Source organism: Aeromonas sp. FDAARGOS 1409, assembly GCF_019048705.1.
GTDB classification, from domain to species: Bacteria; Pseudomonadota; Gammaproteobacteria; order Enterobacterales; family Aeromonadaceae; genus Aeromonas; species Aeromonas sanarellii.
The window spans coordinates 4,318,658-4,343,379 of record NZ_CP077395.1 but is presented as its reverse complement, the minus strand read 5'-3'; the positions used below and the strand labels follow the sequence as shown (position 1 = coordinate 4,343,379).

At 64.0% G+C, this 24,722-nt stretch carries 21 protein-coding genes; 11 read left to right on the top strand and 10 right to left on the bottom strand.

Annotated features, from left to right (window positions below; all coding sequences use genetic code 11):
• Window positions 1-90: 90 nt before the first annotated feature.
• Window positions 91-333, bottom strand: a complete 243-nt coding sequence (locus I6L39_RS20065; RefSeq protein WP_216990638.1) for a DUF3297 family protein — start codon at window positions 331-333, stop codon at window positions 91-93.
• A gap of 199 nt (window positions 334-532) precedes the next feature.
• On the opposite strand from I6L39_RS20065, the gene I6L39_RS20060 reads away from it, so the two are divergent.
• A protein-coding gene (locus I6L39_RS20060) for an IS3 family transposase (protein ID WP_216990557.1) occupies window positions 533-1,686 on the top strand; the annotation gives its coding sequence in 2 pieces (ribosomal slippage) (window positions 533-770 and window positions 770-1,686; 1,155 coding nt in all).
• Between the two features lie 930 nt (window positions 1,687-2,616).
• On the opposite strand, the gene trpA is transcribed toward I6L39_RS20060, so the two are convergent.
• The 6 genes from trpA to I6L39_RS20030 form a co-directional block, all read right to left on the bottom strand.
• The gene (gene trpA / locus I6L39_RS20055; RefSeq protein ID WP_216990637.1) at window positions 2,617-3,423 is read right to left on the bottom strand and encodes a tryptophan synthase subunit alpha; all 807 of its coding nucleotides are present in this window, start codon (window positions 3,421-3,423) and stop codon (window positions 2,617-2,619) included.
• Window positions 3,420-4,613, bottom strand: coding sequence for a tryptophan synthase subunit beta (trpB, locus tag I6L39_RS20050; protein WP_216990636.1), 1,194 nt, complete (start codon window positions 4,611-4,613; stop codon window positions 3,420-3,422). Before trpB ends, trpA begins: the two co-directional genes overlap by 4 nt.
• A gap of 195 nt (window positions 4,614-4,808) precedes the next feature.
• The gene (gene trpCF, locus I6L39_RS20045) at window positions 4,809-6,317 is read right to left on the bottom strand and encodes a bifunctional indole-3-glycerol-phosphate synthase TrpC/phosphoribosylanthranilate isomerase TrpF (RefSeq protein WP_216990635.1); all 1,509 of its coding nucleotides are present in this window, start codon (window positions 6,315-6,317) and stop codon (window positions 4,809-4,811) included.
• Window positions 6,317-7,330, bottom strand: coding sequence for an anthranilate phosphoribosyltransferase (trpD, locus tag I6L39_RS20040; RefSeq protein ID WP_216990634.1), 1,014 nt, complete (start codon window positions 7,328-7,330; stop codon window positions 6,317-6,319). The genes trpCF and trpD overlap by 1 nt, the downstream gene beginning before the upstream one ends.
• Window positions 7,331-7,340: 10 nt before the next feature.
• Window positions 7,341-7,940 carry an aminodeoxychorismate/anthranilate synthase component II gene (locus I6L39_RS20035; RefSeq protein WP_039039194.1) on the bottom strand — a complete coding sequence of 200 codons (600 nt, stop codon included), beginning with the start codon at window positions 7,938-7,940 and terminating at the stop codon, window positions 7,341-7,343.
• Complete coding sequence (locus tag I6L39_RS20030) at window positions 7,933-9,567, bottom strand: anthranilate synthase component 1 (RefSeq protein ID WP_216990633.1); 1,635 nt, start codon at window positions 9,565-9,567, stop codon at window positions 7,933-7,935. The genes I6L39_RS20035 and I6L39_RS20030 overlap by 8 nt, the downstream gene beginning before the upstream one ends.
• A 435-nt stretch (window positions 9,568-10,002) precedes the next feature.
• Here I6L39_RS20030 and I6L39_RS20025 point away from each other — a divergent pair, with 435 nt between their 5' ends.
• The 7 genes from I6L39_RS20025 (at window position 10,003) to tesB (ending at window position 15,841) form a co-directional block, all read left to right on the top strand.
• Window positions 10,003-10,884 (top strand): PHP domain-containing protein, encoded by an 882-nt coding sequence (locus I6L39_RS20025; protein WP_216990632.1) that lies wholly within the window; start codon window positions 10,003-10,005, stop codon window positions 10,882-10,884.
• Window positions 10,885-11,014: 130 nt separating this feature from the next.
• Entirely contained in the window at window positions 11,015-11,635 is a 621-nt protein-coding gene (locus I6L39_RS20020) for an L-threonylcarbamoyladenylate synthase (RefSeq protein WP_042074643.1), read from the top strand.
• A 25-nt stretch (window positions 11,636-11,660) separates the two neighbouring features.
• Entirely contained in the window at window positions 11,661-12,506 is an 846-nt protein-coding gene (locus I6L39_RS20015) for a ScpA family protein (RefSeq protein WP_254203789.1), read from the top strand.
• 90 nt (window positions 12,507-12,596) lie between these two features.
• On the top strand, window positions 12,597-13,289 hold the full coding sequence (gene scpB, locus I6L39_RS20010) for an SMC-Scp complex subunit ScpB (RefSeq protein WP_216990630.1): 693 nt from the start codon (window positions 12,597-12,599) through the stop codon (window positions 13,287-13,289).
• Window positions 13,282-14,205 carry a 23S rRNA pseudouridine(2605) synthase RluB gene (rluB, locus tag I6L39_RS20005; protein WP_042074648.1) on the top strand — a complete coding sequence of 308 codons (924 nt, stop codon included), beginning with the start codon at window positions 13,282-13,284 and terminating at the stop codon, window positions 14,203-14,205. The genes scpB and rluB overlap by 8 nt, the downstream gene beginning before the upstream one ends.
• Window positions 14,206-14,416: 211 nt before the next feature.
• Window positions 14,417-14,788 (top strand): endonuclease domain-containing protein, encoded by a 372-nt coding sequence (locus I6L39_RS20000; protein WP_216990629.1) that lies wholly within the window; start codon window positions 14,417-14,419, stop codon window positions 14,786-14,788.
• Window positions 14,789-14,977: 189 nt separating this feature from the next.
• Window positions 14,978-15,841, top strand: coding sequence for an acyl-CoA thioesterase II (tesB, locus tag I6L39_RS19995; protein ID WP_216990628.1), 864 nt, complete (start codon window positions 14,978-14,980; stop codon window positions 15,839-15,841).
• 64 nt (window positions 15,842-15,905) lie between these two features.
• On the opposite strand, the gene I6L39_RS19990 is transcribed toward tesB, so the two are convergent.
• The 3 genes from I6L39_RS19990 to I6L39_RS19980 all read right to left on the bottom strand — a co-directional run bounded on the left by I6L39_RS19990 (window position 15,906) and on the right by I6L39_RS19980 (window position 18,695).
• Window positions 15,906-17,084, bottom strand: a complete 1,179-nt coding sequence (locus I6L39_RS19990) for a dicarboxylate/amino acid:cation symporter (protein ID WP_042074654.1) — start codon at window positions 17,082-17,084, stop codon at window positions 15,906-15,908.
• Window positions 17,085-17,397: 313 nt separating this feature from the next.
• Window positions 17,398-17,967 carry a bifunctional 2-polyprenyl-6-hydroxyphenol methylase/3-demethylubiquinol 3-O-methyltransferase UbiG gene (locus tag I6L39_RS19985; protein ID WP_216990627.1) on the bottom strand — a complete coding sequence of 190 codons (570 nt, stop codon included), beginning with the start codon at window positions 17,965-17,967 and terminating at the stop codon, window positions 17,398-17,400.
• Between the two features lie 86 nt (window positions 17,968-18,053).
• A complete protein-coding gene (locus I6L39_RS19980; RefSeq protein ID WP_209794927.1) occupies window positions 18,054-18,695 on the bottom strand; it encodes a TetR family transcriptional regulator in 642 nt (213 codons plus the stop codon).
• Between the two features lie 155 nt (window positions 18,696-18,850).
• Between I6L39_RS19980 and I6L39_RS19975 the strand changes: the two genes are divergently transcribed.
• From I6L39_RS19975 to I6L39_RS19965, 3 genes are read left to right on the top strand one after another with little or no spacing between them, the layout of a single operon-like run.
• Window positions 18,851-20,035 carry an efflux RND transporter periplasmic adaptor subunit gene (locus I6L39_RS19975; protein WP_042074658.1) on the top strand — a complete coding sequence of 395 codons (1,185 nt, stop codon included), beginning with the start codon at window positions 18,851-18,853 and terminating at the stop codon, window positions 20,033-20,035.
• A 17-nt stretch (window positions 20,036-20,052) separates the two neighbouring features.
• Window positions 20,053-23,202: an efflux RND transporter permease subunit gene (locus tag I6L39_RS19970; protein ID WP_216990626.1), complete on the top strand. Its 3,150-nt coding sequence runs from the start codon at window positions 20,053-20,055 to the stop codon at window positions 23,200-23,202.
• On the top strand, window positions 23,195-24,598 hold the full coding sequence (locus tag I6L39_RS19965) for an efflux transporter outer membrane subunit (protein WP_216990625.1): 1,404 nt from the start codon (window positions 23,195-23,197) through the stop codon (window positions 24,596-24,598). The genes I6L39_RS19970 and I6L39_RS19965 overlap by 8 nt, the downstream gene beginning before the upstream one ends.
• Window positions 24,599-24,722 lie beyond the last annotated feature (124 nt).

The following is a 24,722-nucleotide window of genomic DNA, read 5'->3' as shown; positions in this document are numbered from 1 at the left end:
CAGGGCCAGCCCAAAAGCAGAACACCGGCGCTAGGCCGGTGTTCTGAACAGCATGGCGGCGGGCCCAGCGAGGCGCGCGGTCAGGGCGGTTTAGGCGTAGAAAGCCTCGACGGTGCCCTTGACGGTGATCAGCATGGGGTTGCCGTAGCGATCCTTGGCCTTGGGGGAGGGGATCTTCACCCAACCTTCGCTGATGCAGTACTCCTCGACATTGGTGCGCTCCTTGCCGTTCACGCGAATGCCGATCTCGTGCTCGAAGCACTCAGCCACATGGTGCGGGCTGCGCGGGTTGGCCGCCAGGCGGTTGGGCAGTGCAGGTTTGTTGTCGCTCATTTTATAGACCTGAGTTTGATAAAAAGTGGGTCATTGTAGGCAATGCCCGCCATGGGCTCAAGGCTGGTGGTGTTCCATCCCTGCTGGTTTTCAGCTTCCTTGAAAATTACGAATACCAAAACTTGGACACTCATCTTGAATCGCCCCTACTTTCCTAGACACCTCAAGAGCCTCAAACTGAGGTCAATCAGGAGGTGTTATGAGCAAGCAGCAACGTTACACAGAAGAATTCAAACTGGCAGCCGTCAAGCAGGTGACTGAGCGCAATTACCCAGTAGCAGAGGTCGCTGAACGACTTGGTATTTCCAGCCACAGTCTTTATGTCTGGATCAAACGCTACAGCCAACCCGAAGCGCAGCAACAGGATGACTCCAGCCAGCAAGCCGAAATTCGGCGCCTCAAGGCTGAACTGCGTCGCGTCACCGATGAGCGAGATATCTTAAAAAAGGCCGCCGCGTACTTTGCCAAGCTGTCAGGGTAAGGTACGCCTTCATCCGGGAGCACGCGTCCGCACATCCCATCCGCAGACTGTGTCGGATGATGAATGTCCACCCGAGCGGTTATTACGCCTGGCAGCACCAGCCTTTATCTGCCCGAGCCCTGGAAGACCAACGCCTTCTTGGCCAGATCAAGCAATGTTGGCTAGAAAGCGGGGGCATCTATGGTTATCGCAAGATCCGGGATGACCTGCGAGAGATGGGCGAGACCTGTGGGAAACACCGGGTGGCGCGATTAATGCGTCATGAAGGTTTACGTTCACAAACCGGTTATCGCCGCCGTCCCGGTCATTATGGTGGCCGGCCAACGGTGGTTGCACCGAACCATCTTGAACGCCAGTTCGATGTGACTGAGCCAAATAAGGTCTGGGTAACAGACATCACTTATATCCGAACCCATGAAGGTTGGCTCTATCTGGCTGCGGTATTGGATTTGTTCTCACGACAAGTCATTGGTTGGTCAATGGGGCCACGTATCGACCGAGAGCTGGCTATCAGCGCGTTACTGATGGCGGTGTGGCGACGGCGACCGGAGCAGGAAGTGCTGGTTCATTCCGACCAAGGGAGCCAGTTTAGCAGCTATGACTGGCAGGATTTTTTGCGGGATCATCGGCTTAAGGCCAGCATGAGCAGACGTGGCAATTGTCATGATAACGCGGTGGCGGAGAGTTTCTTCCAGCTCCTAAAACGCGAGCGGATCCGACGTAAAACCTATGCGGATCGCGAGGAAGCCCGGCAGGATGTGTTCGATTACATTGAAATGTTTTACAACCCCAAGCGCCGGCACAGTTTCAACAATGGGCTATCGCCAGTAGAGTGTGAAAAGCAATATTTCGAGCGGCTCGAAAGTGTCTAGAGAAGCCGGGGCGATTCAGCTTTCTTCTTTAACGCAACCATTAGCACTGCATAAAGAAACAGTTAAGGAGCTGTCTAAAAGCTACCGCCCCTGGGTTTCAGCTCCCAGTTCGCTGCCTTTCACCTGCGAGGCACCAACAATCGTTTTCATGACGCTCTCCCGAGAGAGGGATTGGCGTTTGCTATCTTAAGGGGCCGGATTGAGACATGGAAAGAGGAGTTTGATAGAAACCGGAGCTGGTTCAACCAATTAGTGATTAGCTGCTGCTTTTAAGTGGGCTGTTGGTTGGCAAAGGGGATGGGCATTCCCCTCACCCCAACCCTCTCCCAAGGGAAGAGGATGCTTGTTCGGTAGCCGAGGGTTGGCATTGTCTTGTCTTGATCCCCTTCTTATTCGCTGAGGCGAGCCCTCTTGTCCAGGCCGCGAGGCAGGATGCCGAGCGAGCGGCGCTGGGCCATGGACGGCCCATCGGTGCGTGCCGTTGGACAAGAGGGTGAGCCGAAGGTACCCGACGTCAGTCGGGCGAATAAGCGGGGGAGAAGACTTTTGGTGACTTTGGGTCTTTCCAAAGTCACTCGCCCAGGCCCGAAGGGCGGGCGAAACACTGTCGAGGGCAGAGCCCTCGTGTCCCATGCGGCGTAGCCGCATCAAACGCCTCACCGCTGGCTCTGGCGTTCGGAGTAACTCCGCCCGGATCGCGAACGTCCGAATACGATGCGCTATTCGAACCTACGGCCTCCCATCACATCGTTAACCTTCGGGGAACCCTGACTCCCCTCACCCTAACCCTCTCCCAGAGGGAGAGGGGACAAAGAGAAAGGGAGCCGGTCAGGCTCCCTTTGATGCGGCGATGCAACGATGGCCGCTATGCGTAAGGCGGATACGCAGCCGGACCATTCACGGTCAATGGCATGTGACCCATGCCACCCCTTATCGATTGGTCGCGGCCTTCATCCCTTCCACAAACTCCTTCAGACGGGTGAGCATATGCTCCGGGTTCTGGTGGTGGGTCTCGATGATCTTCACCACGGCGGAGCCGGAGATGGCGCCGGCAGCGCCAGCCTTGATGGCGTCACGCACCTGGGCCGGTTCGCTGATGCCAAAACCGAGCAGGGCGGGGGGGGCATTGAACTCGCGAAGGGTGTTGATCAGCCCCTCCACCGGCATGCCGGCCTTGGTCTCGGCACCGGTGACACCGGCGCGGCTCACCAGATAGGTGTAACCGGAGCCGAGCTCTGCCACGGCCTTGAGCGTCTCGGTGTCACCGTTGGGCGGGGCAATAAAGATGCTGTCGATGCCGAACTTGTCGGCGGCCGCCTTGTAGGGCTCGCACATCTGCACCGGCACGTCCGCCACCAGCACGGAGTCCACCCCCGCCTGCTGGCACTTCTCGTAGAAGCCGTCGATGTGGCGCACATAGACCAGGTTCGCGTAGACCAAGAGGCCAATGGGGAGCTCCGGGTACTTGGCGCGGATGCGGCCAAGCAGGCCGAAGCAGTCGTCCGGGGTGGTGTGGCTGGCAAAGGCTCGCAGGGCGGCGCCCTGAATGGTGGGGCCGTCCGCCACCGGATCGGAGAAGGGAATGCCGAGTTCGAGGGCGTCGGCACCCCCTTCGACCAGGGCATCGACGATGGCCAGGGAGAGTTCGGGGGTGGGGTCACCCAGCATCACGAAGGGCACGAAGGCGCCCTGATTGGCCTTGTCCAGACGGGAGAAGAGTTGTGCGTAGCGGTTCATGACAAGGTTCCTTCTTTTTCAAAGATGTCGGCAACGGTGAAGATGTCTTTGTCGCCACGGCCGGAGAGGTTCACGATGAGCACCTGCTCTTTTTCCGGTTCGCTGCGGGCCATCTTGAGGGCATGAGCCAGGGCGTGGGAGGACTCCAGCGCCGGTATGATGCCTTCGGATTTGGCCAGTTCCTGGAAGGCGCCCAGCGCCTCCTTGTCGGTCACCGAGGGGTACTCGGCGCGGCCGATGGCGGCCAGGTGGGCGTGCTGGGGGCCGACCGAGGGGAAGTCCAACCCCGCCGAGACGGAGTAGGACTCCTGGATCTGGCCCTGGCTGTCCTGCATCAGGTAGGAGTGCATGCCGAAGAAGACCCCCTTGCTGCCGTGACCGAGCGGCGCGCCGTGCTCGCCGCTCTCGATGCCGTGACCACCCGGCTCGACCCCGATCAAGCGTACTTCAGGGTTGTCGATAAAGTCCGCAAACATGCCGATGGCGTTCGAGCCGCCGCCGACGCAGGCGATCACCGCATCCGGCAGGCGCTCCTCCTTCTCGAAGCACTGGGCCTTGGCCTCTTCCCCGATCATCTTCTGGAACTCCCGCACGATCGTCGGGAAGGGGTGGGGGCCGGCGGCGGTGCCGAGCAGGTAGTGGGCGGTCTCGTAGTTGGCAGCCCAGTCGCGCAGCGCCTCGTTGCAGGCATCCTTGAGGGTGGCGGAGCCGGAGTGTACCGGGATCACGGTGGCCCCCATCAGCTTCATGCGAAACACATTGGGCTTCTGGCGCTCGCAATCCTTGGCCCCCATGTAGACCCGGCACTTGAGGCCGAGCAGGGCGCAGGCCAGCGCGGTAGCAACGCCATGCTGACCGGCGCCGGTCTCGGCGATGATCTCGTGCTTGCCCATGCGTTTGGCGAGCAGGGCCTGGCCCAGCACCTGGTTGGTCTTGTGGGCGCCGCCGTGCAGCAGATCTTCGCGCTTGAGGTAGAGGCGGGTCTTGGTGCCCCTGGTCAGATTGCGAGTCAGGGTGAGCGGGGTCGGGCGCCCGGCATACTCGGTGAGCAGGGACTGAAACTCGGCGACGAAGGCCGGATCATCCTTGGCATCGACAAAAGCCTTCTCCAGCTGGAGCAGGGCGGGGATCAGGATCTGGGGCACATACATGCCGCCAAATTCACCAAAAAACGGGTTGAGCAGGGTCATGATTAAATTCCTTGTTTCTGCTGTTAAATCAGGGATGCACAGTGATGCTCTGGGATGTATGTCTGGGGCACATACATGTCATCGGCGAAATTCACTAAAAAACGGGTTGAGCAGGGTCATGGCTTCTTCTTTATACCTTGAGTCGAAAACGGAACATCAAATACGACACAGCAATTCAGTGGCGGCGCGGTGCGCTTACAGTTGGCGCAGGGCGGCGAAGGCGGCCGCTATCTTGTGCGCATCCTTCTGGCCCGGGGCGCTCTCCACCCCGGAGTTGAAATCAAGGCCCAAACAGCCCACCTGGGCGGCCTCGAGGGCGTTGTCGGGGTTGAGGCCCCCCGCCAGCATCAGTCTGCTCTTGTCGAGCCCGGCCAGCAGGGCCCAGTCGAACGCCTGACCGGTGCCGCCGCTCTGGCTGCCGACTTTGGTATCGAGCAGCAGGCGATCCGCCGGGTAGTCGAGGGCGGGCAGGGGCTCGCCGCTTGTGACTCCAATTGCCTTCCAGATCTGGCAGCCCGCCGGCAGCAGGGGACGCAGGGTCTCGATATAGGCGGCGTCTTCATCCCCGTGCAGTTGCACGGCGGCGAGCCCCAGCGCATCCACCGTCTTGGCGATGGTGGCGGGCTGGGCATTGCGAAACACCCCGACGTAAGAGAGCGGTGCACCCGCCATCACGGCGCGGGCGGCGGGAATGTCCACGTAGCGCGGGCTCTTCGCCACGAAGATTAGGCCGCCGAACACGGCCCCCGCCTGATGGGCGGCGGCGGCGTCCTCGGGACGGGTCAGGCCGCACACCTTGTTCTGGCCGAGCACGAGCTTGCGCACCGCGGCCTCCAGATCCGGCTCGGCCATGAGCGACGAGCCCACCAGGAAGCCCTTGGCGTGGTGGCGCAGATCCGCCACCTGGGCGCGGTGGTTGATGCCGGATTCGCTGATCACCACCCGATCCCCCGGGATCCTGGCCGCCAGCTGTTTGGTGCGGGTGAGATCGACGCTCAAATCCCGCAGATCCCGGTTGTTGATGCCAATCACAGGGGCTCCCAGGGCGATGGCGCGGGTCAGCTCCTCCTCGTTGCTCACCTCGGTGAGCACCCCGAGGCCCAGCTCCCTGGCGACCGCAAACAGGACCTTATACCCCTCGTCGGTGAGCACCGAGAGCATCAAGAGGATGGCGTCCGCCTGATAGTGGCGGGCCAGATAGACCTGATAGGGGTCAATCATGAAGTCCTTGCAGAGCACCGGCTGCTGGACGCGGCCCCGTACGCGCGGCAAAAAGGCGAAATCCCCCTGGAAGAACTTCTCGTCCGTCAGCACCGAGATGGCGGTGGCGTAGTGGCCGTAGATGTCGGCGATGGCCTCCGGGCTGAAGTCATTCCGGATCAAGCCCTTGGAGGGGGAGGCCTTCTTGCACTCCAGAATAAAGCGGGTGGAGCCTTTGCGCAGATCCCCCTCGAAGTCCCGATCGCTCGGGGTGAGCGCCCCCTGGAAGCTCGCCAGGGGCTGGCTCTCCTTGCGGGCGGCGACCCACTCCTGCTTGGCCGCCACGATTTTGCCGAGAATGGTCTGGCTGATGGAGGCAATGTTCAGAAAGGCGTGGGGAGCAATGACATCTGACATCTCGTTATCCTTGCGAAGCTGGGTACTGTCCTTTGGTCGTTCTGCGTGAGCGCCTTGTGGGCGACTCTCCTGGGTGGTAGCTGACATCATGTCTCCTGATGGCTCAGGGTGGCGAGCCGGGCAGCAAGTTCCGCCGCCTGGCCGCTCGCCAGCACCGCCAGCACCTGGGCGGCTGCCTGTTTGAAGTCCGGGGCCTTGCCCGCCATCACCAGCAGCGGCGCCACGTTGGCTGCGATGGCGGCGTTGTGGGCCGGGGTGCCACGCCCCTCCAAAATGGCGGCGGTGATGGTGCGGTTCTCCTCAGGCTCACCGCCCTGGATGGCGCTGACCGGGTAGGTGTCGAGGCCAAAGTCCGCCGGCGTGAGCAAGTACTCGCGAATTTCGCCATCGCGGATCTCCGCCACCTGGGTCGGGCCATGAATGGCCACTTCATCGAGCCCGGCGCCGTGTACCACCATACCGGTTTTCAGACCGAGCGCCAGCAGGGTTTTGGCGATGGGGCCCACCAGCTCGGGGGCATAGACCCCCATCAGCTGGAAGCTGGGGCGGGCGGGGTTGATAAGCGGCCCCAGCACGTTGAACAGGGTGCGGGTCTTGAGGGCCTGGCGCACCGGCATGGCGTGGCGCACCCCGGCGTGGTACTGGGGGGCGAACAGGAAGCAGACCCCGAGCTCGTCCAGGCAGCGGCGGGCCTGGGCCGGGCTCATGTCGAGCTTGATGCCCATTTTATCGAGCAGATCGCTCGACCCCGACTTGCTCGAGACCGAGCGGTTGCCGTGCTTGGCCACTTTCAGGCCGCAGGCGGCGGCCACCAGGGCCGAGGTGGTGGAGACGTTGATGGTGTTGAGGCCGTCCCCTCCGGTGCCGACGATGTCGCAGAAGGCATAGTCCGGGCGCGGGAAGTCGCGGGCTTCGGCCAAGAGCGCCTCGGCGGCGCCGGCGATCTCCTCCGGGGTCTCCCCCTTGATCTTGAGGGCGGTCAAAAGGCTCGCCAGCACTATGGGATCCACTTCACCACGAACCACCTGGCCGAAGGCGTCGCGGGCGGCGTCGCGGGTGAGAGACTGACCCTGATAGAGGGTGTTGAGATGTTGATGCATGGTCTCTTCCTTACCGCACGTGGCTTTCTGGACGGGTGACATGGGCGAGGGCCTGGGTGAGCAGGCGGGCCCCTTCGCTGGTCATGATGGATTCCGGGTGGAACTGGAAGCCCAGCACCCGCTCGTCACGCTGCTCGATGGCCATGGGCATGCCCTGATAGTGGGCAATCACCTGCAACTCTTGTGGCACATAGGTGGCCACCAGGGAGTGGTAGCGGGCCACCGGCAAGGGGCTCGGCAGCCCCGCGAAGGCGCCATGACCGTTGTGCTCGATGAGAGAGCGCTTGCCGTGGACGATCTCCCCCGCCGCCCCGACGGTGCCGCCGTAGGCTTCGCACAGGGCCTGATGACCGAGGCAGATGCCGAGGATGGGCACCCGGCCCCGGGCCAGCTTGATGAGGTCGATGAGGCAGCCCGCCTCATGGGGAGCGCCCGGCCCCGGGGAGAGCACCAGCACGGCGTCCCCTTCGCAGGCGTCGATCTCCTGCATGATGCGGCTGGCCGGCAGGCTGTTGCGGTAGATGCGCACCGGGTAGCCCAGGGTGCGGAACTGGTCGACGAGGTTGTAGGTAAACGAGTCGAAGTTGTCGAGCAGGAAGATGTTAGTCATGGCTCACGTCCTTGTGTTGTTCCTGCTGGGCGCTCAGGGCCTGCAGGGAGGTGCCATGGCTGGCAGCGATGGCGGCCAGCACGGCCGCCGCCTTGGCGCGGGTCTCGTCCGCCTCGGCCTGGGGTTTGGAGTCATAGACCACCCCGGCGCCGGCCTGGACATGGGCGACCCCCTCTTTCACGAAGGCGGAGCGGATGACGATACAGGTGTCCATCTCCCCTGCGCCGTTCAGGTAACCCACGGCGCCGCCGTAGCTGCCGCGACGCTTGCCTTCCACCATGCGGATGAGCTCGCTGGCGCGCAGCTTGGGAGCGCCGGTGAGGGTGCCCATGTTCATGCAGGCCTGATAGGCGTGCAGGGCGTCAAGGTCGGAGCGCAAGGTGCCCACTACCCGGGAGACCAGGTGCATGACGTGGCTGTAGCGATCCACCTTCAGCAGATCCTTGACGTAGCGGGTGCCGGGGGCGGAGATGCGGGCGATGTCGTTGCGGCCCAGATCCACCAGCATCAGGTGCTCGGCCACCTCTTTCTCGTCCTGACGCAGCTCCAGCTCGATGCGACCGTCCAGATCCAGGTTGATGCTGCCGTCCGGGTTGAGGCCGCGGCGGCGGGTGCCCGCGATGGGGTACATCTCCACCTGGCGGCTGCCCGCGCAGAATTTCACCGCGCTCTCGGGGGAGGCGCCAAACAGGGTGAAGCCCTCGTCCTGCACGTAGAACATGTAGGGGCTGGGATTGGTCTGCTTGAGGCGGCGATAGGCGGCGACGGGGTCGGGGCAGGGCAGGGAGAAGCTGCGGGACGGCACCACCTGGAAGATGTCGCCACGGCGGATGAAGCCCTTGAGCTTCTCGACCTCGGCGCAGAACTGCTTGTCCCCCTTGTCGACGGCCAGGGCGCCGGTCAGTGGCGCCGTGCCCTGCGGTGCAGGCAGCGGCTGCTGGCAGGCCTGCTTGAAGGACTCGAGGCGTGCGGTCAGGCGGGCGTAGCGCGCGTCCAGCTGCTCATCCCCTTCGCCGCCGAACAGGCAGGCCAGCAACTGGGTGCTCTGCTGGATGTGATCTATGGTGATCAGGGTCTCGGCCACATAGAAGCAGTAGTCGGGGCAGTCGTTGCTGCCTTGTGGCACCTCGGGCAGATCCTCGAAGGAGGCGATGAGGTCGTAGGCGAAGCTGCCCGCCATGAAGAGGGCCTCTTTGCCTTGCTGGCATTGCAGCTCCCGCTGCAGGGTGCGCAGCACGTCCAGCACGCTGCTGCCCTTGAGGCGGCTGTCTTCGTCAAGCTCCCGATCGGAGGCCGGGAAGTCGAGGTGCAGCTCGTCCGCCACCCGGGTCTGGGTGATGACGGCGGGCAGGCGCTGCTCCAGCAGGCGCAGCAACTGCACCCCGTTGTCGCCGAGGGGGCGCACCTGCACGGCGCGGCCGCGGCACTCGATGCGCAGGCAGGCGTCCACCAGCAGCAGGCTCTGGGTGCCGGCCTTGGAGTCGATCTCCACCGATTCCAGCAGCAGGTTGTTGGGTCTGTCCTGGCAGAGCCGGGTATAGAGTGCCAGGGGGTCTGTCACATAAGGGGCATTGAGCCTGATGGTATCGAATTCGCCCAGGGGCAAACGGGTCTTGTTGCCTGTCATAGTGCCTTCCCTTGCGTGTGCTGTGTGTTACCGATGTTCATGACGTTGATTACCTTGATAAATGCCTTGAAAATTAACGGGTTCTGGAGAGGTTGGCTCAAGGCCGCCATCGCCAGGTCAGGGTGCTTGTCTGAATTGTCGGTTTCATCACAGGTCCATTTGCCGGATAATAAAAAAGCCCGCTGGGGTCAGCGGGCTTTTTCTTTGGGTTCTTAACTTGCTGTCAATTTACAGGTACAGCAACGACCACACGCCCGCATGTCAGGGAGTGTGCCACCACCAGATGGTCAGGATGGAAGTCGCTTGCATGATAGAGTCCTGTAAAAAGATGTTTGCAATGAAGTGCCTACAGAAAACGATAAAGCCGCGGCCAAGTCAAGTCGCTTTTTTGCCAGCCTTTTCCAGGCAGGTCCCGAACAAGAGCGAAACACGCCGATGAGATTCGATCTTCATTGCCATACCACTGCCTCCGACGGGGTGCTGAGCCCCGCCGACCTGGTGCGCCGCGCCGCCGAGAAGGGGGTGGAGGTGTTAGCAGTCACTGACCACGATACCCTCGCCGGGCTTGAGGAGGTGCGCCAGACCATAGCCGCCGAGCAACTGCCGCTGCGACTGGTGAGCGGGGTCGAGATCTCCACCGGGTGGGAGCATCACGAGATCCACATAGTGGCCCTTGGGGTGGATGAAAAAAATCCGCAGCTGGTCGCCTTCCTGGCCGCTCAGCGGGCCCGCCGGGAGGCGCGCGCCGAGGAGATCGGGCGCCGTCTGGAGAAGTGCCTCATCCCGGGCACCTATGAAGAGGCCAAGGCGCTTGCCGGTGACGCCGCCGTGACCCGGGCCCACTTCGCCCGGGTGCTGGTGGCGCGCGGGGTGGCCGACAACATGCAGAAGGTGTTCAAGAAGTACCTGAGCCGGGGCAACAAGGGCTATGTGCCCGCCGAGTGGCCCGAGATGCGCGAGGCGATCGACGCCGTCCATGGGGCGGGGGGGCTGGCCGTGCTGGCCCACCCGAGCCGCTACGATCTCACCGCCAAGTGGATCAAGCGGCTGCTGGTGGCCTTCAAGGCCGCAGGGGGTGACGCCATGGAGGTATCCCTGCCCCAGCAGAGCCCCCAGGAGCGGGCGAATCTCGGCCAGTGGGCCAGGGAGCACGATCTCTATATCTCGGTGGGGTCCGATTTTCACTTCCCCTCCAACTGGACCGAGCTCGGCCGCCACCTCTGGCTGCCCAAGGAGGGGATGCCGCTCTGGCTCGGCCACCCAGGGCACTTCGGGCTGACCCCGGAGGAGCATGCTGGCCTGCTGGCCAGCCGCTGAGGGCAATCCGGCGGGAGAGCACCTTTGATGCGGGCGAGTCTGCGTCAAACAGGTTAAGGTAGTGTCATGGGCCAAGGGGCCCTTGATCATGAAGCGGGCAACGAGCGTGCCCCTATCGCGAGAAGAGCATATGAGTCAGCATTTTTACGTACATCCGGACAATCCCCAGGTTCGCCTCATCAGCCAGGCGGTGCAGATCCTGCAAAACGGCGGCGTCATCGTCTATCCCACCGACTCCGGTTACGCCCTGGGCTGCCAGATGGGCAACAAGGATGCCCTGGAGCGCATCTGCCGCATCCGCCGCATCGAGCCGAACCACGACTTCACCCTGGTGTGCCGGGATCTCTCGGAGATCTCCACCTATGCCAAGGTGGACAACACCGCCTTCCGGCTGGTCAAGAACAACACCCCAGGGCCCTACACCTTCATCTTCAAGGCCACCAAGGAGGTGCCGCGCCGCCTCATGAACGAGAAGAAGAAGACCATCGGCATCCGGGTGCCGGCCAACAACATAGCGCTGGCTTTGCTGGAGACCCTCGGCGAGCCGCTGCTCTCCACCACTCTGATCCTGCCGGGCTCCGAGATGGCGGAGTTCGACCCCGAGGAGATCGCCGACAAGCTCGGCAAGCAGCTGGATCTGGTGGTCAACGGCGGGTATCTGGGCGAGCAACCCACCACTGTGGTGGACTTCTCCGACGACGAGCCCGTGCTGCGTCGCCGCGGTGCCGGGGATCCGACGCCGTTTGAGTGATCTTGCCGAGCCCGTTCCCGAGGCGTTGAGCGTACCGGGCACGACGGGGGAGGCCTCCCTTCCCCCGCCCATCGCGACCGTGCTGGGGCAGCCCTACCATGAGCTGCCCCAGGACTTGTTCATCCCCCCCGACGCGCTGGAGGTGTTTCTCGACACCTTCGAGGGGCCGCTGGATCTGCTGCTCTACCTCATCCGGCGTCAGCAGCTCGACATCCTGAACCTGCCTATCCTGCAAATCACCGCCCAGTACATGGAGTACGTGGAGCTGATGCAGGGGCTCAATCTGGAGCTCGCGGCCGAATACCTGCTGATGGCGGCCTGGCTGGCGGAGATCAAATCCCGCCTGCTGCTGCCCAAGGCCCCGGAGCTGGAGGATGAGGAGGAAGGGGAAGACCCGAGAGTCACCCTCATTCGCCGCCTGCAGGAGTACGAGCGCTACAAGCTGGGGGCGGAGCGAGTCAACGCCCTGCCGAGGGTGGAGCGGGAGATCTTCGTCGCCTCGGCCTTGCCGCCGGATTTCGGCGCCCTGAAGCCGCTGGCCCCCGATGTTTCACTGGTTGAGCTCGCCCTTTACATGCAAAGTGTGGTAAAACGCGCGACTCATTTTGAACATCACCAGATCCGCCGCGAGCAGATCCCGACCCGGGTGCGGATGGCGGAGATCCTCGCCATGCTCTCCCTGGGCCAGACCCTGCGCCTGGAGCAGGTGCTGCGGGCCGAGGAGGGGCGCATGGGGGTGCTGGTGACCTTCCTGGCCCTGCTGGAGCTGTGCAAGGAGCAGCTGATCTGGATCCTGCAGGCAGAGCCCCTGGGCCCCATCCATTTTGCCCTGGCAAGCCAGGAGGAGGCGGCGCATGAGCATGTGCACTGAGCGGCCGCTCACGGCCATGGGCACAGCCCGGGAGGCCTGTCGTGGCGCTGCCTGAGCAACTCAAGACGCTGACTCTGGGAGGAGAGCCCAATGGCGCTGCCCGCTGAACGGCTGAAGACCCTGATCGAGGCGGCGCTCTTCGTGGCGGGCCGTCCCCTCACGGTGAACGAGCTCAAGGCCGGGGTGCTCTCGGATTACCCGGTCACCGGCCGCTACGTCCAGCTGCTGCTGGCGGAGCTCAGGAAAGACTACGAGACGCGGGGGGTCGAGCTCAAGGAGGTGGCCTCCGGCTGGCGCTTCCAGGCCCGTCAGGAGTATGCCGAGGAGTTGTCTCGCCTGTGGAGCGAGCGGGCGCCCCGTTATTCCCGCGCCGTGCTGGAAACCCTGACCCTGATTGCCTATCGTCAGCCCATCACCCGGGCCGAGATAGAGGCCATCCGCGGGGTGGCGGTGTCGAGCCAGATCGTCAACACCCTGAAAGAACGTGGCTGGGTGCGCAGCATAGGCCACAAGGAGGTGGCGGGTCGCCCCGAGCTGCTCGCCACCACCCGGGAATTTCTGGACTATTTCAATCTGCGGAGTCTGGAACAGCTTCCCGAGCTGGATCCCGAACTGCAGACCCCCTTGTCGCTCATGCCGGGCGAGGGCGGTGACGGTCAGCCTCTGGTTGGCCGTCCTGAGCATGAAGATGGTGGGGAGGCCAATGGGGCCTTCGCACAAGAACCAAGGTTGTCCGCGATGTCGGCGGGCAGCGATCAACAATCAGGTAACCCCGATGAGTGAAAAACTGCAAAAAGTATTGGCCCGCGCGGGTCAAGGCTCCCGTCGTGAGATGGAGGCCCTGATCACCGCAGGTCGGGTCAGCGTGGACGGCAAGGTCGCCACGCTGGGGGATCGCGTCGAAGTGAACGCCGTGATCCGGGTGGATGGCCACCAGGTCAAGACCCGCGCCGCAGAGGAAGTGATCTGCCGCGTGCTGGCGTACCACAAGCCTGAAGGGGAGATGTGTACCCGCCACGATCCCGAGGGTCGCCCCACCGTGTTTGATCGTCTGCCCAAGATGGATGGCGCCCGCTGGATCGCGGTCGGTCGTCTCGACGTCAACACCTCGGGTCTCTTGCTGTTCACCACAGACGGCGAGCTGGCGAACCGCCTGATGCACCCGAGCCACGAAGTGGAGCGGGAATATGCGGTGCGGGTCTTTGGCGAGATCACCGAAGCCATGCTGCAGCGCCTGCGCAAGGGCGTGCAGTTGGAAGACGGCATGGCCAAGTTCAACAAGATCAAGCCGGCCGGCGGCGAGGGGCTGAACCAGTGGTTCAACGTCACCCTGACCGAGGGCCGCAACCGGGAAGTGCGCCGCCTGTGGGAATCCCAGGAAGTGCAGGTGAGCCGCCTGATGCGCATCCGCTACGGCGACGTCACCCTGGATCGCGGTATCCCCCGCGGTGGCTGGCAGGAGCTGAAGCTCCCCGAGGTGAACTACCTGCGCGGCCTGGTGAATCTGCCGAACGAGACCGAGTCCAAGGTGGATCTGCAGCAGGATGGCAAGGCCGGTCGCCACAAGCAGGCCGCCCAGATCCGTCGCGCGGTCAAGCGCCACAAGGAGATGCAGGGCAAGGAGCCGCGCGCGCGCAGCACCACAGCCCGTCGCAAGCCGACCTCCTCCACCCGCAACTCCGGCACCGGCAGCAAGTAAGCCGTCGCCGCCGCCCTGTCGGCCTGGAACAACCCAAGCCCGCACCTTATGGTGCGGGCTTTTTGTTGCCTGTTCCCGCCGGGCTCCTTGAGACTCAATCGCACGGGGAGAGAAAGGGCCAGACAGGCTCCTCCCCCTCAGAGAGGGGGAGGCCGGGAGGGGGTGGCTGTGGTTTACGCTGAAATAGTTTGTAGCCATAAGGAGTACAACTATGAGCGAGAGGCCTGTCCGTATTTTCAACCGTGAGGCCACACTGGACAAACGACGTGAACAAAGAGGCAATCCAACAGAGCCCGAGCGGCGACTGTGGCAGCTGCTGCGGGCTGGGCAACTGGGGGTCAAGTTTCGTCGCCAACAGGGCATTGGCCCATACATTGCCGACTTTTACTGTCCCGAGCGGTTATTGATGATAGAGGTCGATGGTGACAGCCATTTCGACGAGCGAGGCTTGAGCCATGACAAGCAACGGGATGCCTATATGGCGGCCCTGTCGTTGACGGTACTGAGATTTAGCAACAGGGAGGTGATGCAAAATCTACCCGGAGTGGTTGTATCGATTCGGGCATGGCTTGATCACGTCTGACCCCACCCCAGCCCTCCCCTTGCCAGGGGAGGGGGCCAGAGTTGCCTCTGTGTGGGTTGGAGAGCTTCATGCTCCTCCCCCTTTTGAAGGGGGAGGCCGGGAGGGGGTTGCGGCCGGGATGCGCGCCAGGAAGGTTGCCCTGCCGGGACGGGCTTGTTAGCCTTTCCCGCACTGATACAGGAGAAACCAATGAGCAAGGTACTGGATGAACTGCTGGCACTGCTGGCGCTGGAGAAGATCGAGGAGGGCCTGTTTCGGGGCCAGAGCCAGGATCTCGGGTTGCGATCCGTGTTTGGCGGACAGGTGATGGGGCAGGCCTTGTCAGCCGCCAAGCAGACGGTCGCCGTCGATCGCCAGGTGCACAGCTTCCACTCCTACTTCCTGCGCCCAGGCGATGCCAACAAGCCCATCGTCTACGACGTGGAGAACATCCGCGACGGCCAGACCGTCTCCACCCGCCGGGTCAAGGCGATCCAGGGCGGCAAGCCCATCTTCTACCTCAACGCCTCCTTCCAGGTGGAGGCCGAAGGCTTCGAGCACCAGGCGCAGATGCCCGAAGGCATCACGCCTCCCGAGCAGCTCAAGAGCGAGCTGGAGCTGGTGCGCCCCTACGAGCAGCTGATCCCGGCGGCCCTGCGGGACAAGATCCTGTGCGAGAAGCCCATCGAGATCCGCCCGGTGACCCTGGTGGACCCCATCCGCCCGGACGTGCACGAGCCCCTGCGCTACACCTGGTTCAAGGCCAACGGCCCTGTGCCGGACGATCAGCGGGTCCACAACTACCTGTTGGCCTATGCCTCCGACTTCCACTTCCTGTTCGCCGCCCTGCAGCCCCACGGGGTGTCGTACTGGGAGCCGGACATGCAGGTGGCCACCATAGATCACTCCATGTGGTTCCACCGGGAGTTCAGGCTGGACGACTGGCTGCTCTACGTGGTGGACAGCCCGAGCGCCAGCGGCGGCCGGGGCCTGGTGCGCGGCCAGTTCTTCACCCGCGACGCTGTGCTGGTGGCCAGCACCATGCAGGAAGGGGTGATCCGCCGCCGGGGCTGACAAGCCGGCACTAGGCAATAAAAAACGGGAGCCATCGGCTCCCGTTTTTTATTGGCCTGAGTGATCAGGCGGCATCCTGCTCGGGGAGCGGGGCGCCTTGGTCGCGTTGGGCGAAGCGGTCGGCCCAGAGGGCGATGACGCCGTCACCGGTGACGTTGCAGGCGGTGCCGAAGCTGTCCTGGGCCAGGTAGAGGGCGATCATCAGGGCGATGGAGGCCTCGCCGAAGCCGAGCATGGAGGTGAGCAGGCCGAGCGCGGACATGACGCCGCCCCCCGGGGCACCGGGAGCGGCGATCATGATGACGCCCAGCATCATGATGAAGGGCAGCATGGTGTCATAGCCCGGAATGGCCAGGTGTTCGGAGAGGAACATGACGGCGGTGGCGCAGGTCACCAGCGTGATGGTGGAGCCGCACAGGTGGATGGTGGCGCACAGGGGCACGGTGAAGTTGGCGATGCCCTCGCTCACCCCGTTGCGCTTGCTGGCCTGCAGGGCCACCGGGATGGTGGCGGCGCTGGACATGGTGCCGAGCGCGGTGAAGTAGGCGGGCAGCATGTTCTTGATGAGCATGGCGGGGGAGCGCCCCAGGGCCAGTCCGGTGCCGACGAAGAGCACGCAGAGCCAGATCCAGTGCATCAGTATGGCCATCACCAGCACCACGCCGAAGGTCTTGAGGGTGGCGAAGACGGTGCCTTCCACCGTCATCTCGACGAAGACGCCGGCGATGTAGAAAGGCAGCAGGGGAATGATCACGCGTGCCAGCAGGCGGTCGATGATGTCACGACCCTGATCGGCGACCCGGCGCAGGTCGGTGGCCTGGGTGGCGCTGATGCCGATGCCGAACACGAAGGCGGCGGCCAGGGCCGACATCACCCCGAACAGGGGCGGGATCTCGAGATTGATGTAGGAGGCGAGCTTGATGGCGGCTTGCGCCGTGGGCTCGGCGGCCGTGGTCAGGCGCGGGATCAGGTGGCTCGCCACGGTGAAGGCGAACAGGCCCGCCAGTATGGTGGAGCAGTAGGAGAGTCCCACCGTCTTGCCCAGCAGCTTGCCGGAGTTCTTCGGCAGGCTGGCGATGCCGCTCATGATGAAGAAGAGGATGATGAGCGGAATGGTGAAGGTGATGAGCTGGCCTATCACCGTCTTGGCCGTGAACAGCACCCGAGCGACCCATTCCGGGGCATAGAGACCGAGCAGCAGACCGGCGAGGATGCCGGCGATCAGGTTAAGGACGAGTTTCATGGGGGAATCCAGGTGTTGGTGTCTGTGTTGTGATTAAATAATGATTTTGATGGCGCTTTTTAACACAAACTCCGCATCTTGTCTGTCTTGCGCTGGTTAATGTGGCGTTAAATTTTGATGTTGAGGGTTTTTATCGCGTTTTGAACTGGAGCGTGGCGGCCTCTGGACGCAGTGCCAGGGCCGCAGGAAGCAATGCATGCACCCAACGCCCCTTCATCCTGTCTTCGCTGCGTCAGCGCCCGAGCCGCGGGGAACAGAGCGGGCTACCTGCGGCCCCTCATCCTCTCTTTGCTGCGCTCAGCATCTCAGCATCTCAGCATCTCAGCAGCAATGCGTGCAGCCAGCGGCCGTTCGCCCCATCCTCGCTGCACCAGTGGCGGTGCAGCGTCAAGGGTAGGGGGGTGACGAGGCGAAGCAGCCCGGCCTCGTCGAGCCGGGTCAGCAGGGGATACGCCTGGGGCGGCCCGCTGGCCGGCGACTCGCCATCGGCATGGGGGAAGGAGCAGTAGAGGGGCCCGCCGGTCTTGAGGAGGGCGGCGAGGTGCCGGAGCACCGGAGCTATCTCCTCCCCGGGCAGGCAGGGCAGGGAGGCGCTGGCCCAGATGCCGTCATAGGGGACGACGCTTCGCATCTGCTCGAAACGGCAGACCCGCACCGGCTGGCCGCAAAGGCGCGAGGCGGCCGCCGCCTGCTCCCGGCTCGCATCGAAGGCGGTCACCATCAGCCCCCGCTCCCGAAAGAGGCGCAGATCCTCACCCGCGCCGCAGCCGGCCTCCAGCAGGTGGCCTCGTGCGGGCAGCAGGGCGAGGAAGGGGGCATGGGCTCCGGCCACGAGGGCGGGACGGGTATCTGGGCTCGGGGCTGGGGTGTGGGGCGCTATCATGGGCTCATCTCTGCGGTGGGCGGCTACTCTAGCAAATTCGCCCCCGACTGTTCAGCCCCGATGAAAGGGTATCTGCGCCCGGGCCATCAGGCTTGCCGGCGCAGCGGGAGGGGGGCGCTGGCGATCAGACCGAACAGGGTGTCGAGCAGGGTGTCCGACTCCCGGATCAGGTCGATGCGATCGGGGAAGTGCAGCCAGTTGATGATGTAGCCGTCCAGGGTGCAGTGCAGCAGGGTGGTGGCGCGCCGCAGATCCAGCCCCTGGGGCAGCTGGCCGTGGCGCACCGCATTGGCCAGGGTGATCTCCAGATCCCGGAAGAAGTTGATGGACTGCTGGCGCATGTGATCCCGCAGGGCACTGGCCTCCCCTTCCAGGGCCTCCAGGCTGAAGATGATGGTGAACATCTGCTGGTGGGCGGGCTCTGTGCCGATCTTGACCATCACCTCCTTGAGGAAGATCCGCAGCTTGCCGAGGGGGTCCGGCTCCGCTTCGTCGACGCAGGCGTCGAGCTGGTGGGAGAGGGGGGCGCACAGCTCCTCCCACAGGGTGACGAACAGTTCCTCCTTGTTCTTGAAGTGCCAGTAGATGGCGCCCCGTGTGAGATCCGCAGCCTTGGCGATGTCGGTCAGGCTGGTCCTCGCCAGCCCTTGCTGGCAGAAGAGATCCAGCGCCGTGCTCATGATGTGGCAGCGGGTCTGTTGTGCCTCTTCTTTGGTGCGTCTGGCCATGGGCTCGGTTCCTGTCGATCAGTGAAAAAAGTTTCTTACATACATTCGTGAATGTATGTATATTGCCTCATCTTCGCCATTTTACCAACAGGCACCTTATAAACCCTGTGGTTTTGTCGTTTTTTATTTTGTTGAAACAGAGGCTCAGAGACTTCATGCATAAACATATTCTCGCACGTTCGGTCGGCCTTGCCTTGCTGGCAAGTGGCCTGCTGGCAGGCTGTGGTGACAAGGGAGAAGCCCAGCAGGCCATGGAGATGCCTCCCGCCGCCGTGGACGTGGTCACCCTTCATACCGCCCCGCTGCAGCTCATGTCCGAGCTCACCGGTCGCACCGCCCCCCTGCGGGTGGCCGAGGTGCGTCCCCAGGTGAACGGCATCATCCTCAAGCGCCTGTTCACCGAGGGCAGCGACGTCAAGGCCGGCCAGCTGCTGTATCAGATCGATCCCGCCGTCTATCAGGCCGCCGTCGCCAGTGCCAAGGCGAACCTGGCCAAGGCCGAGGCCAACGAGCGCAGCGCTCGCCTCAAGGCCCAGCGTTACGCCGAGCTGGTGAAGGTGAAGGCCATCAGCCGTCAGGAGTATGACGACGCCGATGCCACCTGGAAACAGCAGGTGGCCGAGATCGGCGCCGCCAAGGCGGCCCTGCAGAGTGCCAACATCAACCTGGCCTATACCCGCATCACGGCCCCCATCAGCGGCCGCATCGGCAAGTCGGCGGTGACCGAGGGGGCCCTGGTGACCGCCCAGCAGGCCGCCAGCCTCACCACCATCTCCCAGCTCGATCCCATGTATGTGGACGTGCGCCAGTCCACCGCCGACCTGCTGCGCCTCAAGCGCCAGGTCGCCGCGGGCAAGCTGACCCAGGGCGAGCAGGACGGTGCCAGCGTCAGCTTCCAGCTGGAAGATGGCAGCCAGTACGGCCAGAAAGGCTCGCTCCAGTTCTCCGACGTGACCGTGGACGAGACCACCGGCATGGTGACCCTGAGGGTGATAGTGCCGAACCCGGATCAGCTGCTGCTGCCCGGCATGTTCATGCGCGCCACCCTGCAGGAGGGCGAGCGCCCCGAAGGCCTGCTGGTGCCGCAGACCGCGGTGACCCGCACGCCCAAGGGCGGGGCCACCGTCATGGTGGTGACGGCGGACAACAAGGTGGCGCTGCGCGAGGTGCAGGTCGGTCGCATGTCCGGCGACAGCTGGGTGGTGGAATCCGGCCTCGATGCCGGCGAGAAGGTGATCGTCGCCGGCCTGCAGAAAGTCAAACCCGGGGCTGCGGTGGCGCCCACTGAACGCGCCAGCAACACAGTACAGGCTCAGCAGACCCCGGCAACCAAGCAGTAGGATGGAGTAGTCGCCTCATGGCACGATTTTTCATAGATAGACCCATTTTCGCCTGGGTGATCGCCCTGGTGATCATGCTGGCCGGGGCCATGGCCATCATCAGCCTGCCGGTGGCCCAGTACCCGACCATAGCCCCGCCGGCGGTGGGTATCTCCGCCAGCTACCCGGGGGCCTCCGCCAAGACGGTGGAAGACTCGGTCACCCAGATCATCGAGCAGAACATGACGGGGCTGGATCACCTGCTCTACATGTCGGCGCAGTCCGATTCGTCCGGCAATGTCAGTGTGACCCTCACCTTCAAGCCGGGTACCGATCCCGACATCGCCCAGGTGCAGGTGCAGAACAAGCTGCAGCAGGCCATGTCGCTGCTGCCCCAGGAGGTGCAGCAGCAGGGGGTGCGCGTCCAGAAGACCTCCAGCAGCTTCCTCATGGTGGCCGCCTTCATCTCCACCGATGGCAGCATGACCAACGACGATCTCGCCGATTACGTGGTGGCCAACATCAAGGAGCCCCTGAGCCGGCTGGACGGGGTGGGTGACATCACATTGTTCGGCAGCCAGTACTCCATGCGCGTCTGGCTGGATCCCCACAAGCTCAATCGGGTGCAGATGACCCCGGCCGACATCCAGACCGCCATCAAGGCCCAGAACGCCCAGGTCGCCTTCGGCAAGCTGGGAGGCACCCCTGCGGTGAGCGATCAGCAATTTACCGCCACCATCATGGGCCAGACCCGGCTCTCCACCGTGGAGGAGTTCAACAACATCCTGCTGCGGGTGAACCAGGACGGCTCCAAGGTGCTGCTCAAGGACGTGGCCCGGGTCGAGCTGGCCGGCGAAAGCTACGACGCCACCGCGCTCTACAACGGTCAGGCCACCGCGGCGGTTGCCATCAAGCTCGCCACCGGTGCCAACGCCCTGGACACCGCCGAGCACGTGCGCGCCAAGCTGGGCGAGCTGTCGGCCTACTTCCCGGCCAACATGGAGATCGTCTACCCCTACGACACCACGCCGTTCGTGAAGATCTCCATCGAGGAGGTGGTGCAGACGCTGATCGAGGCCATCTTCCTGGTGTTCTGCGTCATGTATCTGTTTCTGCAGAACTTCCGGGCGACCCTGATCCCGACCATCGCCGTGCCCGTGGTGCTGCTCGGGACCTTCGGCGTCATGGCGGCCTTCGGCTTCTCCATCAACACCCTGACCATGTTCGGCCTGGTGCTCGCCATCGGCCTGCTGGTGGATGACGCCATCGTGGTGGTGGAGAACGTGGAGCGTCTGATGAGCGAGGAGGGGCTCTCCCCGCTGGAGGCGACCCGCAAGTCCATGACCCAGATCACCGGCGCCCTGGTGGGCATCGCCCTGGTGCTGTCCGCTGTGTTCGTGCCCATGGCCTTCTTCGGTGGCTCCACCGGCGCCATCTATCGCCAGTTCTCCCTCACTATCGTCTCGGCCATGGTGCTCTCGGTGCTGGTGGCCCTGATCCTGACCCCGGCGCTCTGTGCCACCCTGCTCAAACCCATGAAGCACGGCGAGTTCGGTGCCCAGCGCGGCTTCTTCGGCTGGTTCAACCGCTTCTTCGACACCAACGCAAATCGCTACCAGAACGGTGTGCGCAAGGTGATCAAGCAGGGGGCCCGCTACGGTATCATCTACGTCGCCATGCTGGCGGTGCTGGCGGTGCTCTTCATGCGCCTGCCCACCTCCTTCCTGCCGGAAGAGGATCAGGGGGTCATCATGTCCATGGTGCAGCTGCCGGTGGGGGCCACCAAGGAGCGTACCGAGGTGGTGCTCGCCGAGATGCGCGACTACTTCCTCGAGAACGAGAAGGAGAACGTGGACTCCGTGCTGACGGTGGCGGGCTTCAGCTTCGCCGGTAGCGGCCAGAACAGCGGCATGGCCTTCATCAAGCTCAAGGACTGGAGCGAGCGGCAAGGGGAAGAGCGCAGCGCCAACGCCATCATAGGCCGCGCCATGGGGTTCCTGTTCAGCATCAAGGAAGCCCAGGTGTTCGCCTTCAACCTGCCCCCCATCCCGGAGCTTGGCACGGCCACCGGCTTCGACTTCTTCCTGCAGGACCGCGGTGGTCTGGGTCACGAGAAGCTGATGGCGGCCCGCAACCAGTTGCTCGGCATGGCGGCGCAGGATCCCAACCTGGTGCGGGTGCGCCCGAACGGGATGGAGGACACCCCCCAGCTCGACATCAAGATCGACTATGAGAAGGCGCTGGCCCAGGGGCTCTCCATCGCCGACATCAACAACACCCTGTCGGCGGCCTGGGGCTCCTCCTACGTGAACGACTTCGTCGACAGAGGCCGGGTCAAGAAGGTCTACCTGCAGGCTGACGCACCGTTCCGGATGAACCCGGAAGATCTGAAACTGTGGTACGTGCGCAACAGTGCGGGCCAGATGGTGCCCTTCTCCGCCTTTGCCAGCACCGAGTGGAGCTATGGTTCGCCTCGCCTCGAGCGCTACAACGGCGTCTCCGCCATGGAGATCGTCGGTGAGGCGGCGCCGGGCAAGAGTACGGGCGACGCCATGGCGGCCATCGAACAGATGGTGAAGCAGCTGCCGGAAGGCATCGGCATCGAGTGGACCGGCCTCTCCTTCCAGGAGCGTCAGGCGGGTTCCCAGGCGCCGGCGCTCTACGCCATCTCGCTGCTGGTGGTCTTCCTCTGTCTGGCGGCCCTCTACGAGAGCTGGAGCATTCCGTTCTCCGTCATGCTGGTGGTACCGCTCGGGGTGCTGGGGGCCATCCTGGCCGCCACCCTGCGCGGGCTCGAGAACGACGTCTACTTCCAGGTGGGCCTGCTCACCACGATCGGGCTGTCGGCCAAGAACGCCATCCTCATCGTCGAGTTCGCCAAGGAGCTGCACGACAAGGGGATGAAGCTCGGGGATGCGGTGGTGGAGGCCTCGCGCCAGCGCCTGCGCCCCATCCTGATGACCTCGCTCGCCTTCATCCTCGGCGTGTTGCCGCTGGTGATCAGCACTGGGGCCGGTGCCAGCAGCCGCAACGCCATCGGCACCGGCGTGATGGGGGGGATGATCAGCGCCACCGTGCTCGCCATCTTCTTCGTGCCGCTGTTCTTCGTGCTGGTGATGCGCTATTTCACCGAGCACCAGAGCGCCGAGGAGCGCATCACCCACGCCAAGGAGATCAACCATGGCTAAGACATTGATCGCTCTGAGTGTGACCCTGCTGCTGGGGGCTTGCTCCATGGCCCCCGACTACCAGCGCCCCGAGCTGCCCCGAGGGGCCTCCTGGCAGGACAATCTGGCCGCCAAGGGGGAGCTTGCCCCCTGGCGCCAGCAGTTCCAGGACCCGGCCCTGCAGACGCTGATCGGCACGGCCCTTGAGAACAACCGGGATCTGCGCATCGCTGCCCTCAACGTCGAGGCCTATGAGGCGCAATACCGGATCCAGCGGGCGGCCCAGTTGCCGACCCTGGCCGCCAGCGGCTCTGGCACCCGCCAGCAGGGATCCGACGATCTCAGCACCGCGGGGCAGGGCACCATCAGCAGCCAGTACGGCGCCGACATCGGCATCACCGCCTATGAGCTGGACCTGTTTGGCCGGATCCAGAGCCTGAAGGATCAGGCACTGGAGAACTACCTGGCGCAAATCGAGACCCGGCGCAGCACCCAGATCGCGCTGATCGCCTCGGTGGCGAACGCCTACTTCACCCTGCTGGCGGATCAGGAGCTGCTGGCCCTGAGCCAGGCGACCCTGGCCACCGAGCAGGAGAGCTACGCCCTGACCCAGCACAAATACCGGCTGGGGGCCGCCTCCGAGATGGAGCTGGCCCAGGGGCGCACGGCGCTCGAGAACGCCAGGGTCAGCCAGGCGCAATACCAGCGCCTGGTGAAACAGGACAGAAACGGCCTGGCCCTGCTGCTTGGCACCGAGGTGCCCGTGCTGGCGACACAGCCGGCCACCCTGGCCGAGGTGAAACTGGCGCCGATCCCGGTGGGGGCACCCTCCAGCCTGCTGCAGCAGCGCCCGGACATCCTGGCGGCGGAGCACAGCCTGAAGGCGGCCAACGCCAATATCGGCGCGGCCCGCGCCGCCTTCTTCCCGACCATCTCGCTCACCGCGACGGCGGGCACCGCCAGCAACCAGCTGAGCGGCCTGTTTGACGGCGGCACCGGCACCTGGACCTTCATGCCCCAGATAAGCCTGCCCATCTTCGACGGTGGCAAGCGCGTTGCGGATCTGGACGTGGCGGAAGTGGGCACCAGGCAGGCGGTGGCGAGCTACGAGAAGAGCATCCAGACCGCCTTCAAGGAGGTCGCGGATGCGCTCGGCGCACAGGCTGACTACCAGCAACAGCTGCAGGCCCAGCAGGCGCTGGTGGAGGCGAACCAGACCTACTTCAGGCTGGCGGAGGTGCGCTACGAGCAGGGGGTGGACAGCTATCTGACCCGCCTCGATGCCCAGCGCACCCTGTTCAGCGCCAAGCAGGGGCTCATCAGCACCCGGCTCGCCCAACTTAGCAACCAGGTCGCCCTCTACAAGGCAGTCGGCGGCGGCTGGCAGGCCCCCGAGGAGGAGAAGCCGGCCGGCTGACGCGGGCAGGAGAAAGGAGGCACTGTCGGTGTCGACAAGCACGGGGCGAACCATCTGGTTCGCCCCGTTTCTATGTGTGCTGCCGCCCCGCAAACCGCACATCGGCGACGGAAGAGGTGGCGCG

Excerpts from the sequence above, each read along its gene's own strand:
- I6L39_RS19975 (WP_042074658.1), top strand. The coding sequence starts at position 18,851 with ATGCATAAACATATTCTCGCACGTTCGGTCGGCCTTGCCTTGCTGGCA.
- trpB (WP_216990636.1), bottom strand. The coding sequence starts at position 4,613 with ATGACCCTGCTCAACCCGTTTTTTGGTGAATTTGGCGGCATGTATGTG.
- trpCF (WP_216990635.1), bottom strand. The coding sequence starts at position 6,317 with ATGTCAGCTACCACCCAGGAGAGTCGCCCACAAGGCGCTCACGCAGAA.
- I6L39_RS19990 (WP_042074654.1), bottom strand. The coding sequence starts at position 17,084 with ATGAAACTCGTCCTTAACCTGATCGCCGGCATCCTCGCCGGTCTGCTG.
- I6L39_RS20025 (WP_216990632.1), top strand. The coding sequence starts at position 10,003 with ATGAGATTCGATCTTCATTGCCATACCACTGCCTCCGACGGGGTGCTG.
- I6L39_RS20035 (WP_039039194.1), bottom strand. The coding sequence starts at position 7,940 with ATGACTAACATCTTCCTGCTCGACAACTTCGACTCGTTTACCTACAAC.
- I6L39_RS19970 (WP_216990626.1), top strand. The coding sequence starts at position 20,053 with ATGGCACGATTTTTCATAGATAGACCCATTTTCGCCTGGGTGATCGCC.
- scpB (WP_216990630.1), top strand. The coding sequence starts at position 12,597 with ATGGCGCTGCCCGCTGAACGGCTGAAGACCCTGATCGAGGCGGCGCTC.
- I6L39_RS19965 (WP_216990625.1), top strand. The coding sequence starts at position 23,195 with ATGGCTAAGACATTGATCGCTCTGAGTGTGACCCTGCTGCTGGGGGCT.
- rluB (WP_042074648.1), top strand. The coding sequence starts at position 13,282 with ATGAGTGAAAAACTGCAAAAAGTATTGGCCCGCGCGGGTCAAGGCTCC.
- I6L39_RS20065 (WP_216990638.1), bottom strand. The coding sequence starts at position 333 with ATGAGCGACAACAAACCTGCACTGCCCAACCGCCTGGCGGCCAACCCG.
- I6L39_RS19980 (WP_209794927.1), bottom strand. The coding sequence starts at position 18,695 with ATGGCCAGACGCACCAAAGAAGAGGCACAACAGACCCGCTGCCACATC.
- trpA (WP_216990637.1), bottom strand. The coding sequence starts at position 3,423 with ATGAACCGCTACGCACAACTCTTCTCCCGTCTGGACAAGGCCAATCAG.
- I6L39_RS20000 (WP_216990629.1), top strand. The coding sequence starts at position 14,417 with ATGAGCGAGAGGCCTGTCCGTATTTTCAACCGTGAGGCCACACTGGAC.
- I6L39_RS19985 (WP_216990627.1), bottom strand. The coding sequence starts at position 17,967 with ATGATAGCGCCCCACACCCCAGCCCCGAGCCCAGATACCCGTCCCGCC.
- trpD (WP_216990634.1), bottom strand. The coding sequence starts at position 7,330 with ATGCATCAACATCTCAACACCCTCTATCAGGGTCAGTCTCTCACCCGC.
- I6L39_RS20030 (WP_216990633.1), bottom strand. The coding sequence starts at position 9,567 with ATGACAGGCAACAAGACCCGTTTGCCCCTGGGCGAATTCGATACCATC.
- tesB (WP_216990628.1), top strand. The coding sequence starts at position 14,978 with ATGAGCAAGGTACTGGATGAACTGCTGGCACTGCTGGCGCTGGAGAAG.
- I6L39_RS20020 (WP_042074643.1), top strand. The coding sequence starts at position 11,015 with ATGAGTCAGCATTTTTACGTACATCCGGACAATCCCCAGGTTCGCCTC.